Raw genomic sequence first — 15,249 nt, 5'->3', positions numbered from 1 at the left:
ATCCCTTACACGCGATTATTGCACCGGCAGTTTTTCCAGTGCCGCACGCAATTCGTCGGCGCTGGAAAACTCTTGCTGCGACATTAGTTTGCCACTCTCCAGTTGCAGCCACAGTACCTTGTCTTCGGCACCGGGGTACTGGGCGGCAACAGCCCCGTCGCGGTCAAGCACAACACGGTAGCTGTAGTCACGCATGGCCGGGATGGCGATAAATTTGCCGATCAGCGAGGGCATGCGCTGCACATCGGCGAGAAACACCACATTGCGTGCTTCCAGGTAGCCCTTGGCCTGGTTTTCCAGCGCAGCCTTGACCAGCTTGGAGCCGTCCATGTTGCGCGCTACCAGCAGCACCTGGGTTTTTTCGTCCAGGGTGTAGGGTTGGTCATGCTGGTCGTTCAGGGTCCATGGCGTCAGGCGCTCACCGATATTCGCGGCCTGGGCCAGCATGGAAAACGCGCTCAACAACAGCACAAGTGCAATTCTCACCGTTTGATACCCCTTCAGTTAATGGTTCTGGCCTGACAGGTTTCAGGCATGGCCGGTATGGTATCCCACAGCACAAGGTAAAAGGTCTGAGACGCATTTAGCTACAAATTGCTCTATGGTTAAGCGCTACCGGCCCAAGGAAACGCCAAGATGACGCGTCTGACAGCGAAAGACTTTGCCCCTGAATTGCTTGAGCTTTATGACTACTACGCCCACGGCAAGATCAACCGTCGCGAGTTTCTTGACCGTGCTGCTGTATTCGCCCTGGGCACCACTGCGTTATCGGTGCTGACGGCGTTGAGCCCAGACTACGCACTCGCCGAGCAGGTCTCCTTTACCGACCCGGATATCATTGCCGAGTACATCATGTATCCATCGCCCAGGGGCAACGGCCAGGTGCGCGGTTATCTGGTGCGGCCAGCCAAGGCAGCGGGCAAGCTGCCGGCCGTGGTGGTGGTGCATGAGAACCGCGGGCTGAATCCTTACATAGAAGATGTTGCCCGGCGCCTGGGCAAGGCGGGATATATCGCTCTGGCACCCGATGGCCTGACGTCAGTGGGCGGATATCCCGGCAATGATGAGCAAGGCCTGGCGTTGCAGCAAAAAGTCGACCCTGCCAGGCTGATGAATGACTTCTTCGCGGCGGTGGAGTGGTTGATGCAGCATGATGCCAGTACCGGCAAAGTTGGGATTACCGGGTTCTGCTATGGCGGCGGGGTGGCCAATGCGGCGGCAGTGGCCTACCCGGAGCTGGGAGCTGCAGTGTCGTTTTACGGGCGCCAGCCCGGTGCAGACGAGGTCGCCCGTATCCAGGCACCGTTGATGCTGCACTACGCCGGGCTGGATACACGGATCAATGACGGCTGGCCAGCTTTTGAGCAGGCGTTGAACCGCAACGGTAAAGTCCATGAAGCGCATATCTACCCGGGAGTGAATCACGGCTTTCATAACGACTCGACGCCTCGCTACGATGAAGCCGCGGCTACTCTGGCCTGGAACAGGACCCTGGGCTGGTTCGGCAAGTATCTGGCGTAGCGGGCTTAGCCGTTCTTCTTGCGCAGGCTCTTGAGCCGAGCGCTGGCGCGCTGCACGGCGGCCATTTTTTCCGGGCGCTTCATGCCCCGCCACTTGCGGATATCTTCCCGGGTTCGACCGCAGCTCACGCAGAGCTCACCACTTAACTGGCAAACTGCAATGCACGGGTTTTCAATGTCTTTTGCCACAGTTCAACTGCGTCCGGTCTGTTTTTGCGCCAGGCGCTTGGGCCAGTTGCCGCCACAACTGCGCTGGCACTCTTCTTCTGAATCGAAGAATACATGGGCCGAGCCGTTACGCACCTTTACACCGGCATCCGCCAGCGCCTGGGCCGTCAGCTCACCCATATAGCGCGCCTCGCCATCGGCCAGGGCGAAGTCTTTGCTGGCTTGCGTATCGAACACCCAGACCACCTTCAGGCTGGCCGGGAAGGCCTCGTAGTCAACAACATGGGTCAACCAGGCAAACCCCGGGATCTGTGATTTGGCCGTTTCGCAGGCCTCGGTCAGGGAGGTGATCAGGCGACGTTCGATCTGTGCCTGGGTGCGTTTGCTTAAAGACATGGGTGAATCCTGTTGATAGGCGGGGCAAAGGCACGATTATACCTGAGCGCGGGGCTTGGCTACTGCTGCTTCGCCCAGAGTGCCACCTGAGGTAGAATGTCGCGGTAAGTCGGCTGGCCGCCCTGGAGCGTCATGCCCACGCAGGTTCCCCGGAAGGAGCCGCGAGCAGGCCGGACATCAAGGGAGTCACATCCGCTGTACCCAAAATGTTACCCAAGTAGCTGAAGCCAAGACCAACAAGAGATCAGCGCCCAAGGTACATGAAGTGAGGTCTGTAACGTGCACAGGCCTTATATGTCTGCCCGTTCGGGGCTTGAAGCTGGCTCGATTGCAGGTGACCGTCTGTAGTGGGTCAGGCAAATTCAGGCACCGAGTGCCGGGCAGATGGCGTTTTATCTTAGGTACTACAACATGTTAAAAAAAATGAACAAGGGGCTACTGGGCCTGGCGCTGACCATGGGGATTACCTCCGTGCATGCGGCAGAACCTAAACACGTGGATGTACTGCTGATCGGCGGCGGCATCATGAGCGCTACTCTGGGTGTATGGCTCAACGAGCTGGAACCCGGCATGTCCATGGAGATGATTGAACGTCTCGATGGCGTTGCCCTGGAAAGCTCCAACGGCTGGAACAACGCAGGTACCGGTCACTCCGCCCTGGCTGAGCTGAACTACACGCCGGAAGACAAGAACGGCAACGTTGAAATCCCGAAGGCCATTGAAATCAATGAAGCTTTCCAGGTATCGCGTCAGTTCTGGTCGTGGCAGGTCAAGAACGGCGTACTGAAAGATCCGCGCTCGTTTATCAACTCCACGCCGCACATGAGTTTTGTGTGGGGCGATGACAACATCAAGTTCTTGAAAAAGCGCTATGAAGCCCTGCAGGCCAGCCCTCTGTTCGCGGGCATGCAGTACTCCGAAGATCCAGTGCAGATCAAGAAGTGGGTTCCGTTGATGATGGAAGGGCGCGATCCCAACCAGAAAATCGCGGCCACCTGGTCTCCGATCGGTACTGACGTGAATTTCGGCGAAATCACACGCCAGTTCGCGGCTTACCTGCAAACCAAGCCTAACTTCTCGCTGAAACTGTCGAGCGAAGTTGAAGACATCAAGCGCAATGAAGATGGTTCGTGGCGCGTGGTGTACAAAAACCTGAAAGATGGCAGCAAAACCGAAACTGACGCCAAGTTCGTCTTTATCGGCGCTGGCGGCGGTGCCCTGCACCTGCTGCAGAAGTCCGGCATTCCTGAAGCCAAGGAATACGCAGGCTTCCCGGTTGGCGGCTCGTTCCTGGTAACCGATAACCCGACTGTTGCCGAGCAGCATCTGGCCAAGGCCTACGGCAAGGCTTCGGTTGGTGCGCCACCGATGTCGGTTCCGCACCTGGACACCCGCGTGCTGGATGGCAAGCGCGTTATCCTGTTTGGCCCGTTCGCGACTTTCTCGACCAAGTTCCTGAAAGAAGGTTCGTACTTCGACCTGCTGACCAGCACCACCCCGCACAACATCTGGCCAATGACCAAAGTGGGTATCGAACAGTACCCACTGGTTGAATACCTGGCCGGCCAGCTGATGCTGTCGGACGAAGACCGCTTCAATGCGTTGAAAGAGTACTTCCCGAACGCCAAGTCCGAAGACTGGCGCCTGTGGCAGGCCGGTCAGCGCGTGCAGATCATCAAGCGTGACGAAGAGAAGGGCGGCGTGCTGAAACTCGGTACCGAGATTGTCAGCGCCAAAGATGGCAGCATCGCCGGTCTGCTGGGCGCATCCCCGGGTGCCTCCACGGCTGCACCGATCATGCTGACCGTGCTTGAAACCGTGTTCAAGGACAAGGTTGCAACACCGGAGTGGCAAGCGAAGCTGCACCAGATCGTGCCGAGCTATGGCACCAAGCTGAACGGCGATCCTGATCGCGTTGCCCAAGAGTGGGCCTACACGGCTGAAGTCCTGCAATTGACTCCACCACCGGCAATCCCGGCGGCAACTCACACTGCAACGCCTGCTACGGAGCCGGCAAAGCCTGCTCCAAGCAACCCAGCGGCTGACATGGCGCTGTAAAAAAACGGCCCCACTCGACGCTGCTCGGGTGGGGCTGCTTTATCTCGCGTTACCGCCTCGCTCAACCCCTTCGCTATACCTCACTGCGTCCCGAACAGGGCCGTCCAGTAAATCCCTGCATCACTTTTTGGGTCTACCGCGTAGGCTGCGCCCAGCTCGCGAAACCCGGGATTCATCACGTTGGCGCAATGACCAGGGCTGGCCAGCCAGCCGTCGACCAGCTTGCGAGTGGTGTCCTGCCCGGCGGCGATATTTTCACCGATCTGCTGCGCGATATAGCCCGCCAGTTCAGCGCGATCCCCCGGGGTGCTGCCATCGCGGCCCTTGTGATCGAAGTAGTTATTGTTGGCCATGTCCCGTGAATGACTCTCGGCAGCGCTAGCCAGGGTGGTGTTCCAGGTCAGGGGCGCGGCAGGGCCGAAGGCCTGGGTGCCGCATTGGCGGGGTTGGTTACGGGCGCTGTTGAGCATCTCGAGGACTTTCTGGCCTTCGGCCTGCCAGTCTCCCAGGCGTGCCGCCAGCAGCGGACGGGCCAGAACGATGCGCCAGTCACGCTGGTCGTGGCTGACGCCGATATCGACAAATTGCGGGTCCAGCACCACGCGGCAAAAGCTTTCCTGGACGGCTTTCATGGCGGCCTGGGCGTCACGGGGGCCGGACAGGTTGATCGCCTGTACGTTGACCATCGGGTATGCCGCCTGTGCCAGGGCTTGCTGCAAATCGCCAAAACTGCTGGCCGGCAGCACCAGGCGGGTGTCGGCCGACAGTGGCGGCAACTCTTGCGAGGCCTGCCCTGCGCACAATTGAATCTGGCTGCGGTAAGCATTGATCGAGTCGATCAGTTGCGATTCTTCGCTGGCCACGGCGCCAGCGCTGAACACCAGACTCAGTGTCAAGGCGCCGAGACGGGGCAGGGTGAAGTGAGCGCGCATACGGGTTCCCTCTTAACGGAGTGCAACCATGATGCGTTATTTCGCCCCTTTAGTCTTTTGCCAGGGCCACAAAGGCTTTGGCCCGGGCAGTCAGTTGATCGATCTGGCGATCACGTTTCTTCTCGGCGTCGAGCATGGCCTTTTTGCCGTTGCGTTGCAGCAGGTAGGTATGGATCTGGCGCACTTCGGTGGACTGGTAGATCGCGGCGACGTCGAGCACGGCCATCAGGCCGTCGCTGCTATGGTCACGGGTGTTCATCAGCAATTGCGGGCCGCGGGTACCGATGACTTGCAGCCCCATTGCCTCGAATTCCGCAACCTTGGTCACACTGCAAGTCAGCTCGGTGTGAGGGTAGCGGCGCACGACTTCCTCGAGCATCGAACGGGTCACCCCCAGATGGCGGTGGCTGGCCAGCTCGGCCATATAGGCAATGCCGCAGGCCTGGGGGTCGTCCTTGAAAGGCAGGTACAAGGCGAAGCCCGTTACTTTTTCCGGGTCCTGGGCATCGGTGGCGACAATCAGCTCGATCGCAATGCCTTTGGTGCCGTCGAGTGCCTGCAGGTACAGATGCACTTCAAAGCCGATGGCGTACTGATAAATGCTGTACAGCAGATTGCTCGGGGCGATTTCCATCGCACTGATATCGCTCAGGTGATCGACCACGAGCTGCAGGATCTGGCTGTTGATCGGTTCGCTGACCGGGGAATCGTAATGGCTGAGGGTGGTCATGGGGATGGTTTCTATAGTGTGCCGCAGCACAATTCGTAGCAGCTGCCGAAGGCTGCGTCCGATTGCGAAGCGATCGTAAATGCGCAGTGCAAGGTTTATCTGGATAATCGCGGTGGCTGATTTTACGGCGGCTTCGCCGCCGGACGCAGCCTTCGGCAGCTGCTACAAAATCAAAATCAGCTTCGCCGAGCTCAGCGCTGGCTCAACCAGAAGTCATGCAGCGCCCGGGCCGCAGGGGCAATGGCGGCAACGCTTTGCTGGTGGGCGGCAACGTCGAGGTCGTCGGGCAGTTCGAAGTTGTCCTGCTCGGCGCAGTCGGCGATGGCCTGGAGCAAGCGTGCTTGCGGCGCCGGAAGTGCTGGCCAGTTGCTGATGGCCACCGCACGGGTGTAACCAAAACACCATTCTTCCGCCAGGGTTACATCCTGGCCCAGATGTTCGGTCTGCTCGAAACGCGGAATAAATGCGCTGCTGTCCTCAGCCAGTTGCCGGGCCAGGGTATTGATATGGCGAACGCTCAGTTCGATGAACTGTTTGGCTTCCTCAGGGTTTTCCCAGGCCGGGTTCTGACCGCCCCAGATTGCCGGGAACCAGTCGGCGATATCGACCTGAGTCGGGCTTGAAACCAGTGCGGTGAAATAACCGTCGAGCTCCGAAGGGTTGAGCACGGAGTGATCGTCGCCGTATTTGAGCAGCGTGTTTTCGATCACGTCAAAGTCGCTGGCGTTCAGGGGTTGCGATTGCATGTTCGGGCTCCTTGGTGTGGCGGCAAAACGGGTGGTCTGCGGCAGACTCAGTCCACCGAAACAATAGACTCGAGTTCAAAGTATTTAAAGCCAGCCTTGGCCAGGGCTTTTTTCGCCTCTTGCTCGGCGTTGAATCGGCTCAAATCCTTGGAGTCATGGACAAACAGGCTTTCATCGCCGTCAAACACCTTGGTCACCCGCATGGTGACGCACAGGACAGGCCCGCTGCGCTTTTTCGGCACAGGTGATGGCGCTTTGGCAGGTGCCGCAGCTTTTTTCGGAGCAGGGATGGTTTTGGCAGGAGCCGGTTCAACTTCAGGTTGAACCGGGGCAGCAGGCAGATCAAGGCCGAGCGCTCTGCGCATGTCGTCCTCGGTGAATCCGGCACTCATTGGTATGACTCAGTTAATTTAAAAGACGCGCTTATAGGGCAGAGATTCGGGTTATGGCAAGCGAATTTGTTCATATGCCGCAAAATATGACCTTTTCCGGGGTTAAAGCCCTTGTTCAGAGCCGATTCAGGGGTCGCTAAACAAGCCGTGACCATCCAGCAGTTTCCAGGCAATTTCAGGTCGTTTCTCCAGCGCCCGGCGGATGGCGGCCGGGATTGCCTGTCGGGTTTTTCGGCACAGGCCCGGTTGCTCGGCGAGGTGTATCGCAATGCCTCGCATGGTACGCACTTCTGTGACGCCGGGGTCGATCAGTACTTCAATGCCCAGTTGCTCGTGCATGCGGCGCTGCATATGTTCAAGATCGTCGAAGCTTTTCAGGTTTTCCAGCCGCTCGATCAGCACTTTCTCGGCCTGACGCGTGAGGTTGAGGATGCGCAGGTCGGTGCCAGGTGTCGCCAACAGTTGCTCCCGCTCGCAGATGCAGGCGCCGGGTGGGCAGGGTGAGCGCAGCGACGCAGAAGAAGTCATCAGGCTCAGCATAGCTGCCCCGGGATTTAGTCGTCCAGACGCAGGGCCATGATCACGGTGCGCTCGTCCCCATGGAACTCGTCGCGTACTTTCGCAAAGCCCAGTTGCGCGTAGAAGGACTCGGCCGTAAGCGAGGAGGGTACCCGCAGCTCTTGAATCTGCGCAACAATGGCCGCCTCCTTGATGCGTGCCATCAATTGCTGGCCTATGCCTCGGCCCTGATGGCCCGGATTGACGAACACACTGCGCACCACCGCGTGATCCAGGCTGGCAGTTCCCACTACATGGTGTTCGTGTACGGCCACGTACATCTGGCGCTGCTGCATCAACTTCAGAATCTCGGCCGGGCAGAAGTTCTGCCCGATCCGGGCGATCACCTCGGGGGAATAGTCCCGGGCATTGGATTCGCGCAAGGCGGCAATCACCACCTTGCTGATGGCCTGGGCATCGCCCGGTGTGGCGCGGCGAATCAGGTACTGCATACACACTCCTTTAGGTTATGCGTCAGCGCTGTTGGCCAGAATGGCGGCATACAGCAGGCGGTCAATGTTGGCGCCGCTCAGGATCAGTGCAACCCGGCGCCCTTTTTGCCTTGAGCGCTCGCTGATCAGGCCGGCCAGCGCGGCGGCGCCTGCGCCTTCAGCGGTGTTATGGGTGGTTTCATGGTAGACCCGAATCGCATGGGCGATCTGCTGGTCGGACACCCGAATCACCCGCGCCGCGCCCTTGGCAATAATTTCCAGCGCCTCGGGCAGCGGTTGGCGACAAGCCAGCCCGTCAGCAAACGTGTGGGCCGACTCGGTGCAGACCACACGGCCCTGCTCGACACTTTGCGCATAAGCATCGGCGTGCGCAGACACCACACCGACAATCTCGGTCTTCAGGCCCAGCAAGTCGCGCGCCTGGATCAGCCCGCAAATGCCCGAGCCCATGCCGATGGGGACATACACTGTGTCCAGTTCTTCCACTGCTTCTAGCAACTCCAGCGCATAAGTGGCCACGCCGCGAATCAGGTCGGGATGGAAGGCGGGGACCAGGTGCAATTTATAAGTGTGCGCCAGCACCGCCGCATGGGTGCGGGCCTCGTCAAAATCCTTGCCGCATTCAATCACGGTAGCGCCGAGGGCACGCATGGCGGCATTCTTTTCCACCGAGTTGCCTTCCGGCACCACGATCCGGATTGGAAGGCCTACGCTGCGCGCTGCCAGTGCGAGGCTCTGGCCGTGATTGCCGCGTGTGGCTGTGACCAGGCCTTTGGTGCCCGGTTCGCGGGCCAGCAACCCCTGCACATATAACAGGCCGCCGCGCACTTTGAAGGCACCGGTGGGCGTGTGGTTTTCATGCTTGACCCATACCGTGCAACCCATGCGTTCGGTCAGCAAAGGCCAGGCCAGTTGCGGTGTGGGCGCCAGGGTCTGGTGCACGGTATGGGCTGCAAGGCGAAGGGCATTCAAATCAAACATGGCACACCGTCATCGAGGGATTTGACTCGATTCTAGGCACGACGCATTGTATGGGCCGACCCTTATATTGCATGGCCAACAATAAATGTGGATGCCAACCCTCAATGACACAGACCAGCCGCGCTATCTTGCACTGGTCGATGCAATCACCCGGGCCATCGCCTGCGGCGAACTGCAACCCGGTGCACGTTTGCCACCCCAGCGGCGTCTGGCCTGGGCGCTGGGCTGGAACCCCAGTACCACGATGCAGGCTTATCGCGAGGCGGCCAGGCGGCATCTGGTTTCGGGTGAGGTAGGGCGTGGTACCTATGTGCTGGCCAGCAGCCAGGAGGCGACGCTGTTCAGGCTGCAACACGCCGATGAGCAGACACCCCGTATCGACCTGCGAACCAACCTGCCCGCCATTGACCATCTTGGCGAAGAGGATGGGTTGGCCTTGTCCTGGTTGCTCGACAGTAACCAGGCGATCCGCTTGCAGGGTTATTTGAGCGCTGCGGATCTGTTGCAGGCACGGGCACAGGGCGCGGCCTGGCTCAAGGGCCGCGGGCTGGACTTGAGCGTGGACAACATCATGCTCTGCACCGGCGCCCAGCAAGGGCTGTTTACGGTGCTGCTGTCGTTATGCCAGGCAGGCGATGCGGTACTGGTTGAAGCCTTTACTGCGCCGGGAATCAAGGCTGCCTGCGCACAGTTGCGTTTGCCCATGCATGGCGTCGCGATGGATCGGGAAGGGATCCTGGCGCAGGACTTTGACCGGATGATCCGCGCCACGGGTGCGCGGGTTGCCATACTGACCCCGACCCTGCAAAACCCGACTTCGGCGGTGATGAGCGTTGAGCGCAGGCTGGCGATTGCCGATATTGCCCGACGCCATGGTGTGCAGGTGATTGAAGACGATGTCTATGGTGCGCTGACCGATAGCCCGCCGTTGTACCGCTTTTTGCCCGAGCTCGCAGTGCTGGTCACCAGTTTGTCCAAGACCGTTGCGGCGGGAGTGCGCCTGGGCTGGATTGTGGCTAACCCACAGCTGCTGGCGCGTATTGATCCCTATGCGCAGTCGGCGCACTGGGGGGTATCGCCGCTGTGCCAGGCCATCGCCTGCCAATGGATCAGTGATGGCACAGCACAAGCGCGGCTGGAGTGGCAAACCCTGGAAGTGAGCCGGCGCTGGCGCCTGGCAAAAAAGTTTTTGGGGGCTGCGATGTATCAGACAGACACGCCATCACCGCATATCTGGGTGACTGTGGAAGACGGCGCCGAGGCGTGTCGCGCCGTTGGCGTTGAGGTGGTGCCGGCGGATGTATTTGCGGTGAAGTCCAGCGCTGGCCATGCGGTGCGCATCAGCCTGACGGCGGCTGCCAGTGTCCAGGCTTTGAAAGTGGCGCTGGAAAGGATTGCGGGTTTGCAGCCCTCTGCAGGAGGGAGAGGGCACAGGCCGCAACCAGCAAACAAACTTTAGCGTCCCCCAATCAAGTCCCTTTTCCCTGCCGCAGCGCGTTAGGGTGAGGGGCTTTTCATCTGGCTAACCAAGGAACCCCTATGCGTAGAGAAATCGGCTACTGGCACCGCGAAGGTCGCGAATTGTTCTACTACCTGGAATTCAAACCTGAAACCGCCGAGTTCTACCTGACCTGCGAACACACGCCCGCCGAAGGCGAGGGCAGTGTGCGCTCGGTATTGCTCAGTGAGGCTCGCGGCGAGCGCTACTACGAAGATGCGCTGTTGATCATCAAAGAGGAACTGTTCAAGCAATACACCCTCTGAAGGTTGCTGGCAAAACCTGCCACGCGCTGGTCACGCCGAGCATGGGCTTGTGCAAAGCAAGGTTTTCCCTGCGGTTCACAGCCTGAAGTCCAGGGACTTCAAAGGCTGGGCTGAAGAAATCGATCAGGTGACCCGTTCGCCGGAATCCCTGGCCTTATCTTGGCACTTCGCTGAGCTGCAGGACCCAGGTAATCGCCTGCGCCTTGTCATCCCATACATATCTCAAATGCTGGCCCTGAACCGGTAGTGAAAGTGCTGGAGGGCGAAACGCAGCCACGCATTCGTGGCCGGTCAGGCGCACGCTGTTGTACAGCAGGCCCCAGGCGCCATCTGCCCGCAATGGCCGGGCGAAGGCCTGGGGCAGGCCATATCGGGCAGGTGAAGGATCGTGCAGTCGGGCAACGCCACGTATATCGATCATCGGCTTTACCACGCGATTGATATAGGTGCGCAGGGTGATTTCAATACTGGCTTCCCGGGTGGCCCGCCAGAATTGTTCCTGATGAAAGCAGGTCTCAGCAATGGCGGCCTCGAGGCTGTTGGCACAGTAGTACACACCATAAGTGCCATCGGTAAAACGACTGGCCCGGCCAATATGGGTAAAGGCGGCCATTATCGGCGTCGAGCCTTCGCCGCACAGACGGTCTGCTGGCGTTACCCGTTGCAGCACGCCTGCCTGGTCACGCAGGCGGTCATTGGTCAGGCATTCGAGGGCGAAGGCGATTTCAAGATCTGCTGGATCCAGGGTGTCTTCAAATACCGAGATGGGCGGGAAGGCGCTATTGATGATGCGGTAAGCCTTGGTCCATTCAGGCAGCACTGCATCTGGCATCAGCCGCGTACTCCATCCAGATAACGACGCACGTCTGCCAGATCGACCACCTGACCGGCGAGCATGTAGCCCAGGGCGCTCTGGCCATTAAAGGGCGCTGCGGTGTTGGGTTTGTGTACCCATTCGTAGGCCCGCTCAGGCTTGTTGCTGAACAGGATGCGCAGAGCTTTGTGTACGCCCATCAAGTACGAAATGCGTTCCAGAGTGTCGTGGGGCAAGCGCACGTTTGGCAGTTTTTTGTATTTGAAGTAGGTGGTATTACCAATGGCGCCGAGCAGGGTGCACTGTTGATCCTTGGTGCAACCCCAGTGCTCCATCAGGCTGAAGAAAAAGGTCAGGGCAACTCGACCTGCATCGCCGCTGGTGATGTCGGGCTCAGGATTTTGGGCGACTAGATGCATGACTTCCTCCGATACAGGTATAAATCCAGCCTACTCCGGATATGAATAAATTCAAGACGACCGTTCGTAACTGAATGTTTGCCCCAGTGGCCCGGCAGTGAGTTTTTGTCCCGTGGGGGATTGCCTGTGTGTTGGTCTGTCAGACTTTGTCTGTCAGTGAAGTTTTCGTGCCGCGCCACGCTAAGCACACCGCCCGGGCATGATCTACGCTTTACTAATGAAGGCTTTCAAAGCTGGAATTTTCAATGCGTAGCCCATCTGAAAACAGCCTGCACACTGCGTTGAAAGCCTGCCGGGAAAGCTTTCTCTCCGTTGGTTTTTTCAGCTTCTTTATCAATGCGTTAATGCTGGTTCCCACGTTCTATATGTTGCAGGTCTATGGGCGCGTGATCACCAGCGGCAGCCTGACCACCCTCAGCATGTTGACGCTGATCATGACCGGTCTGGTGATCACCCTCGGCTGCCTTGAGTGGACCCGATCACGGATCATGGTCCGGGTCAGCAACCGCCTGGACATGCTGCTCAGCCGCCAGGTCTACAAGGCCAGTTTCAAGCGGGCCCTGGAAAGCGGCGGGATGGACGCCTCGGCCCAACCGCTGAATGACTTGACCGGCTTGCGTCAGTTTCTCTCCGGTAACGGCTTGTTTGCCTTTTTTGATGCCCCCTGGCTACCCATCTATATCGCCGTGATGTTTATGTTTCACCCCTGGTTTGGCTGGGTGGCGACGGGCAGTGCGCTGTTGTTGCTGTTGCTTGCGTTTGTTAATGAAAGATTGACCGGGCCGACGCTGGCCCAGGCCAACAAGGAGCATATTGGCGCTTCGCTCTACACCACGAAAAACCTGCGCAATGCCGAAGTCATCGAATCCATGGGCATGCTTGAAACCTTGATGGACCGTTGGTGGACCCGGCAAAAAAATGTGCTGTTGCTGCAATCCCGGGCCAGCGATAAAGGGGCCATGATCAGCACCCTGTCCAGGTCGTTCCGGATTCTGGTGCAATCGCTGATTCTCGGACTGGGGGCCTATCTGGCCGTTGATCATCAGGTGGGGGCAGGGCTGGTGTTTGCCGGGTCGGTGCTGCTAGGCCGGGCACTGGCACCCATTGATCTGATTATCGGCAGCTGGAAAGGCTTTATTGCGGCGCGCTCGCAGTACGCCCGGCTTAACGCGATCCTGGCCAGCCAACAGGCTCAGCCCGAGCGCATGTCATTACCGGCGCCCAAGGGCGACGTGCAGGTTGAGAACCTGACCGTTGCGGCTCCCGGCTCGAATATTGCCATCATCAAGAACATCAGTTTCAGTGTGCCGGCCGGTTGCGTGGTCGGCATTATCGGCCCCAGTGCGGCGGGCAAGTCTACCCTCGCCAGGGCGCTGCTGGGCATCTGGGCACCGCTGCAAGGTGTGGTGCGCCTGGATGGCGCGGATATCAGCGCCTGGGATAAACATGAACTGGGGCCCCATATCGGCTACTTGCCCCAGGACATCGAGCTGTTCGAAGGCAGCGTCAGCGACAACATTGCCCGTTTTACCCGGGTCGATTCCGAGAAAGTCATTCTTGCGGCCACCACGGCCGGTGTTCACGACATGATCCTGTTGTTGCCCGATGGTTACGACACCGTGATTGGTGGTGACGGCGTGGTACTTTCCGGCGGGCAGCGCCAGCGCATAGGGCTGGCTCGCGCCCTGTACGGCAGCCCGCGGCTGATCATCCTCGATGAGCCCAATTCCAATCTCGACGAAGTCGGTGACCGAGCCCTGATAGCTGCCCTTCACAGGATCAGGCTGTCAGGTGCCACCCTGTTTGTGATTACCCATCGCACCAATATTGTGTCCCAGCTTGACCGGCTCATGGTGATGAGCAACGGCGGCCTCAGTCTGTTCGGGCCGCGTGAGCTCGTGCTGACGGAGCTCAACGCACAGCAGGCGCCAAAACAGACCATGCAGGCTGAAACCGCCATGGCTGCGGTGGCTAACGGCAAGGACGGTTCCGATGAACCCCATGATCCCAATTCCATCAACTGACAACTTTGCCGAACTGACCACTAGCGATCGAAAAATCCGACGCCTGGGTTTTGTCATTGTGGTGCTGACTTTCGGCGTGTTCGGCACCTGGGCTGCGTTCGCGCCGCTTGATGGCGCGGCCTATGCACCGGGTGTGGTGACCGTGCAGGCGTATCGCAAAACGGTACAGCACCTTGAAGGCGGCATCGTCAAAGAGGTGCTGGTACATGACGGTGATACCGTCAAACAGGATGACCCGCTGATCATTCTCGACGATACGCCGCTGCGCTTCGAATACCAGATGACCCGTGGGCAACTGATTGCCGCCAAAGCCATGGAAGCCCGGCTTGTGGCAGAGCGCGACAATCTGCCCGAGATTGCTTTTGCTCCGCTGGCCACAGCCGACATCCAGCGGGGCGGCGAAGCGCGCCAGGGCGAAATCCGGGTATTCAACGCCCAGCGAGGCTCGCGCCTGGGGCAGATTGCCGTGCTGCAAGAGCGCATTGACCAGTTGAATGAACAGATCAATGGCACCCAGGCGATTATCGGCGCCAAGGGGCATCTGGACAGGTCCTACAGTGGTGAAATTGTCGAATTGACTGACCTGCTGGCCCAGGGCTTTGTCGACAAACAGCGTCTGCTCGAGCAGGAACGCAAGCGCCAACTGCTCAGGTCGGAAGTGGTCGAGCACCGTTCCGCAATCACCACCAGCCGCTTGCAGATCAATGAAACCCGGCTGCAGATCCTGCAGATCGACAAGGACTTCAATGCCGAAGTGGTCAAGCAACTGGCAGAGGTCCAGAGCAAAATTTACGACCTGCAGGAGCGCGCCAGCGCCCTGGAAGACCGCCTGGGCCATAGCGTGATTCGTGCCCCTGAAGCGGGCATGGTGATCGGCATGACCGTGCATACGATTGGCGGCGTGGTGCGCCCGGCGACCCCGTTGCTGGACATCGTGCCGTCAGTGTCGGGGCTGGTTATTGAGGCCCAGGTGGCGCCGGTGGACATTGATCGTGTTGCCATCGGCAGGCGTGCCGATATTCGTTTTGGCGCGTTCAACAGCGCCACCACACCGGTGATCGAAGGCGAGGTCAGCAGTGTTTCGGCAGACCGGCTGATCAATGAAAAAACCGGGGCCGGTTATTACCTCGCCCGGGTCAAGGTGACCAAAGCCGGTGAGCACACCCTGGGGGAACGCAAGTTGCTGCCGGGCATGCCGGCGGACGTGTTGATCATCACCGGGCAGCGCACTCTGCTGCACTACCTGATGCAACCGGCGCGCAATGCCCTCTCACAATCGATGATTGAGGAGTGAT

The 15,249-nt window shown here is 59.3% G+C and carries 18 protein-coding genes; 6 read left to right on the top strand and 12 right to left on the bottom strand.

The window, feature by feature from the left end:
• Positions 1–15: 15 nt before the first annotated feature.
• The gene (locus PPTH39_RS03070; RefSeq protein ID WP_095039076.1) at positions 16–486 is read right to left on the bottom strand and encodes an FAD/FMN-containing dehydrogenase; all 471 of its coding nucleotides are present in this window, start codon (positions 484–486) and stop codon (positions 16–18) included.
• A gap of 150 nt (positions 487–636) precedes the next feature.
• Between PPTH39_RS03070 and yghX the strand changes: the two genes are divergently transcribed.
• Complete coding sequence (yghX, locus tag PPTH39_RS03065; protein WP_130871570.1) at positions 637–1,521, top strand: YghX family hydrolase; 885 nt, start codon at positions 637–639, stop codon at positions 1,519–1,521.
• Between the two features lie 5 nt (positions 1,522–1,526).
• Here yghX and PPTH39_RS03060 read toward each other — a convergent pair whose 3' ends face one another.
• Both PPTH39_RS03060 and PPTH39_RS03055 read right to left on the bottom strand, forming a co-directional pair.
• Positions 1,527–1,709: a DUF1289 domain-containing protein gene (locus tag PPTH39_RS03060; RefSeq protein WP_095018063.1), complete on the bottom strand. Its 183-nt coding sequence runs from the start codon at positions 1,707–1,709 to the stop codon at positions 1,527–1,529.
• Positions 1,710–1,712: 3 nt separating this feature from the next.
• On the bottom strand, positions 1,713–2,084 hold the full coding sequence (locus PPTH39_RS03055) for a hypothetical protein (protein ID WP_095000451.1): 372 nt from the start codon (positions 2,082–2,084) through the stop codon (positions 1,713–1,715).
• Positions 2,085–2,495: 411 nt separating this feature from the next.
• Here PPTH39_RS03055 and mqo point away from each other — a divergent pair, with 411 nt between their 5' ends.
• Positions 2,496–4,142, top strand: a complete 1,647-nt coding sequence (gene mqo / locus PPTH39_RS03050) for a malate dehydrogenase (quinone) (protein WP_095018062.1) — start codon at positions 2,496–2,498, stop codon at positions 4,140–4,142.
• A gap of 80 nt (positions 4,143–4,222) precedes the next feature.
• Here mqo and PPTH39_RS03045 read toward each other — a convergent pair whose 3' ends face one another.
• From PPTH39_RS03045 to PPTH39_RS03015, 7 genes are all read right to left on the bottom strand, one after another.
• The gene (locus PPTH39_RS03045; RefSeq protein ID WP_095000449.1) at positions 4,223–5,074 is read right to left on the bottom strand and encodes a CAP domain-containing protein; all 852 of its coding nucleotides are present in this window, start codon (positions 5,072–5,074) and stop codon (positions 4,223–4,225) included.
• A 49-nt stretch (positions 5,075–5,123) separates the two neighbouring features.
• Entirely contained in the window at positions 5,124–5,804 is a 681-nt protein-coding gene (locus PPTH39_RS03040) for a GNAT family N-acetyltransferase (RefSeq protein ID WP_130871569.1), read from the bottom strand.
• Positions 5,805–5,995: 191 nt separating this feature from the next.
• On the bottom strand, positions 5,996–6,550 hold the full coding sequence (locus tag PPTH39_RS03035; RefSeq protein WP_095023558.1) for a UPF0149 family protein: 555 nt from the start codon (positions 6,548–6,550) through the stop codon (positions 5,996–5,998).
• A 47-nt stretch (positions 6,551–6,597) separates the two neighbouring features.
• On the bottom strand, positions 6,598–6,942 hold the full coding sequence (locus PPTH39_RS03030; protein ID WP_130871568.1) for a hypothetical protein: 345 nt from the start codon (positions 6,940–6,942) through the stop codon (positions 6,598–6,600).
• Positions 6,943–7,068: 126 nt separating this feature from the next.
• Positions 7,069–7,470, bottom strand: a complete 402-nt coding sequence (locus PPTH39_RS03025; protein ID WP_095000642.1) for a hypothetical protein — start codon at positions 7,468–7,470, stop codon at positions 7,069–7,071.
• A gap of 26 nt (positions 7,471–7,496) precedes the next feature.
• Complete coding sequence (locus PPTH39_RS03020) at positions 7,497–7,952, bottom strand: GNAT family N-acetyltransferase (protein ID WP_095023559.1); 456 nt, start codon at positions 7,950–7,952, stop codon at positions 7,497–7,499.
• Between the two features lie 15 nt (positions 7,953–7,967).
• A complete protein-coding gene (locus PPTH39_RS03015; protein ID WP_095000444.1) occupies positions 7,968–8,933 on the bottom strand; it encodes a threonine dehydratase in 966 nt (321 codons plus the stop codon).
• An 85-nt stretch (positions 8,934–9,018) separates the two neighbouring features.
• Here PPTH39_RS03015 and PPTH39_RS03010 point away from each other — a divergent pair, with 85 nt between their 5' ends.
• A complete protein-coding gene (locus tag PPTH39_RS03010) occupies positions 9,019–10,392 on the top strand; it encodes an aminotransferase-like domain-containing protein (protein WP_130871567.1) in 1,374 nt (457 codons plus the stop codon).
• Positions 10,393–10,472: 80 nt separating this feature from the next.
• Positions 10,473–10,697 (top strand): hypothetical protein, encoded by a 225-nt coding sequence (locus PPTH39_RS03005; RefSeq protein WP_095000442.1) that lies wholly within the window; start codon positions 10,473–10,475, stop codon positions 10,695–10,697.
• Positions 10,698–10,851: 154 nt separating this feature from the next.
• Here PPTH39_RS03005 and PPTH39_RS03000 read toward each other — a convergent pair whose 3' ends face one another.
• Together PPTH39_RS03000 and PPTH39_RS02995 are read right to left on the bottom strand one after the other, a co-directional pair.
• The gene (locus tag PPTH39_RS03000) at positions 10,852–11,529 is read right to left on the bottom strand and encodes an RES family NAD+ phosphorylase (RefSeq protein ID WP_095020049.1); all 678 of its coding nucleotides are present in this window, start codon (positions 11,527–11,529) and stop codon (positions 10,852–10,854) included.
• The gene (locus PPTH39_RS02995; RefSeq protein WP_095000440.1) at positions 11,529–11,930 is read right to left on the bottom strand and encodes an MbcA/ParS/Xre antitoxin family protein; all 402 of its coding nucleotides are present in this window, start codon (positions 11,928–11,930) and stop codon (positions 11,529–11,531) included. Before PPTH39_RS02995 ends, PPTH39_RS03000 begins: the two co-directional genes overlap by 1 nt.
• A gap of 245 nt (positions 11,931–12,175) precedes the next feature.
• Here PPTH39_RS02995 and PPTH39_RS02990 point away from each other — a divergent pair, with 245 nt between their 5' ends.
• Positions 12,176–13,954: a type I secretion system permease/ATPase gene (locus PPTH39_RS02990; protein WP_095024756.1), complete on the top strand. Its 1,779-nt coding sequence runs from the start codon at positions 12,176–12,178 to the stop codon at positions 13,952–13,954.
• The gene (locus PPTH39_RS02985; RefSeq protein WP_130871566.1) at positions 13,923–15,248 is read left to right on the top strand and encodes an HlyD family type I secretion periplasmic adaptor subunit; all 1,326 of its coding nucleotides are present in this window, start codon (positions 13,923–13,925) and stop codon (positions 15,246–15,248) included. Before PPTH39_RS02990 ends, PPTH39_RS02985 begins: the two co-directional genes overlap by 32 nt.
• Position 15,249 lies beyond the last annotated feature (1 nt).

Origin of the sequence: Pseudomonas bubulae, from assembly GCF_900618535.1 — a bacterium.
GTDB classification, from domain to species: Bacteria; Pseudomonadota; Gammaproteobacteria; order Pseudomonadales; family Pseudomonadaceae; genus Aquipseudomonas; species Aquipseudomonas bubulae.
This window is presented reverse-complemented; position numbering and strand designations above follow the sequence as displayed.

Coding starts and splice junctions, on each gene's coding strand:
- PPTH39_RS03030 (WP_130871568.1), bottom strand. CDS start 6,942: ATGAGTGCCGGATTCACCGAGGACGACATGCGCAGAGCGCTCGGCCTT.
- PPTH39_RS03000 (WP_095020049.1), bottom strand. CDS start 11,529: ATGCCAGATGCAGTGCTGCCTGAATGGACCAAGGCTTACCGCATCATC.
- PPTH39_RS03010 (WP_130871567.1), top strand. CDS start 9,019: ATGTGGATGCCAACCCTCAATGACACAGACCAGCCGCGCTATCTTGCA.
- PPTH39_RS03055 (WP_095000451.1), bottom strand. CDS start 2,084: ATGTCTTTAAGCAAACGCACCCAGGCACAGATCGAACGTCGCCTGATC.
- PPTH39_RS03025 (WP_095000642.1), bottom strand. CDS start 7,470: ATGACTTCTTCTGCGTCGCTGCGCTCACCCTGCCCACCCGGCGCCTGC.
- mqo (WP_095018062.1), top strand. CDS start 2,496: ATGTTAAAAAAAATGAACAAGGGGCTACTGGGCCTGGCGCTGACCATG.
- PPTH39_RS03005 (WP_095000442.1), top strand. CDS start 10,473: ATGCGTAGAGAAATCGGCTACTGGCACCGCGAAGGTCGCGAATTGTTC.
- PPTH39_RS03035 (WP_095023558.1), bottom strand. CDS start 6,550: ATGCAATCGCAACCCCTGAACGCCAGCGACTTTGACGTGATCGAAAAC.
- PPTH39_RS03040 (WP_130871569.1), bottom strand. CDS start 5,804: ATGACCACCCTCAGCCATTACGATTCCCCGGTCAGCGAACCGATCAAC.
- PPTH39_RS02985 (WP_130871566.1), top strand. CDS start 13,923: ATGAACCCCATGATCCCAATTCCATCAACTGACAACTTTGCCGAACTG.
- PPTH39_RS03020 (WP_095023559.1), bottom strand. CDS start 7,952: ATGCAGTACCTGATTCGCCGCGCCACACCGGGCGATGCCCAGGCCATC.
- PPTH39_RS03045 (WP_095000449.1), bottom strand. CDS start 5,074: ATGCGCGCTCACTTCACCCTGCCCCGTCTCGGCGCCTTGACACTGAGT.
- PPTH39_RS02990 (WP_095024756.1), top strand. CDS start 12,176: ATGCGTAGCCCATCTGAAAACAGCCTGCACACTGCGTTGAAAGCCTGC.
- yghX (WP_130871570.1), top strand. CDS start 637: ATGACGCGTCTGACAGCGAAAGACTTTGCCCCTGAATTGCTTGAGCTT.
- PPTH39_RS03015 (WP_095000444.1), bottom strand. CDS start 8,933: ATGTTTGATTTGAATGCCCTTCGCCTTGCAGCCCATACCGTGCACCAG.
- PPTH39_RS02995 (WP_095000440.1), bottom strand. CDS start 11,930: ATGCATCTAGTCGCCCAAAATCCTGAGCCCGACATCACCAGCGGCGAT.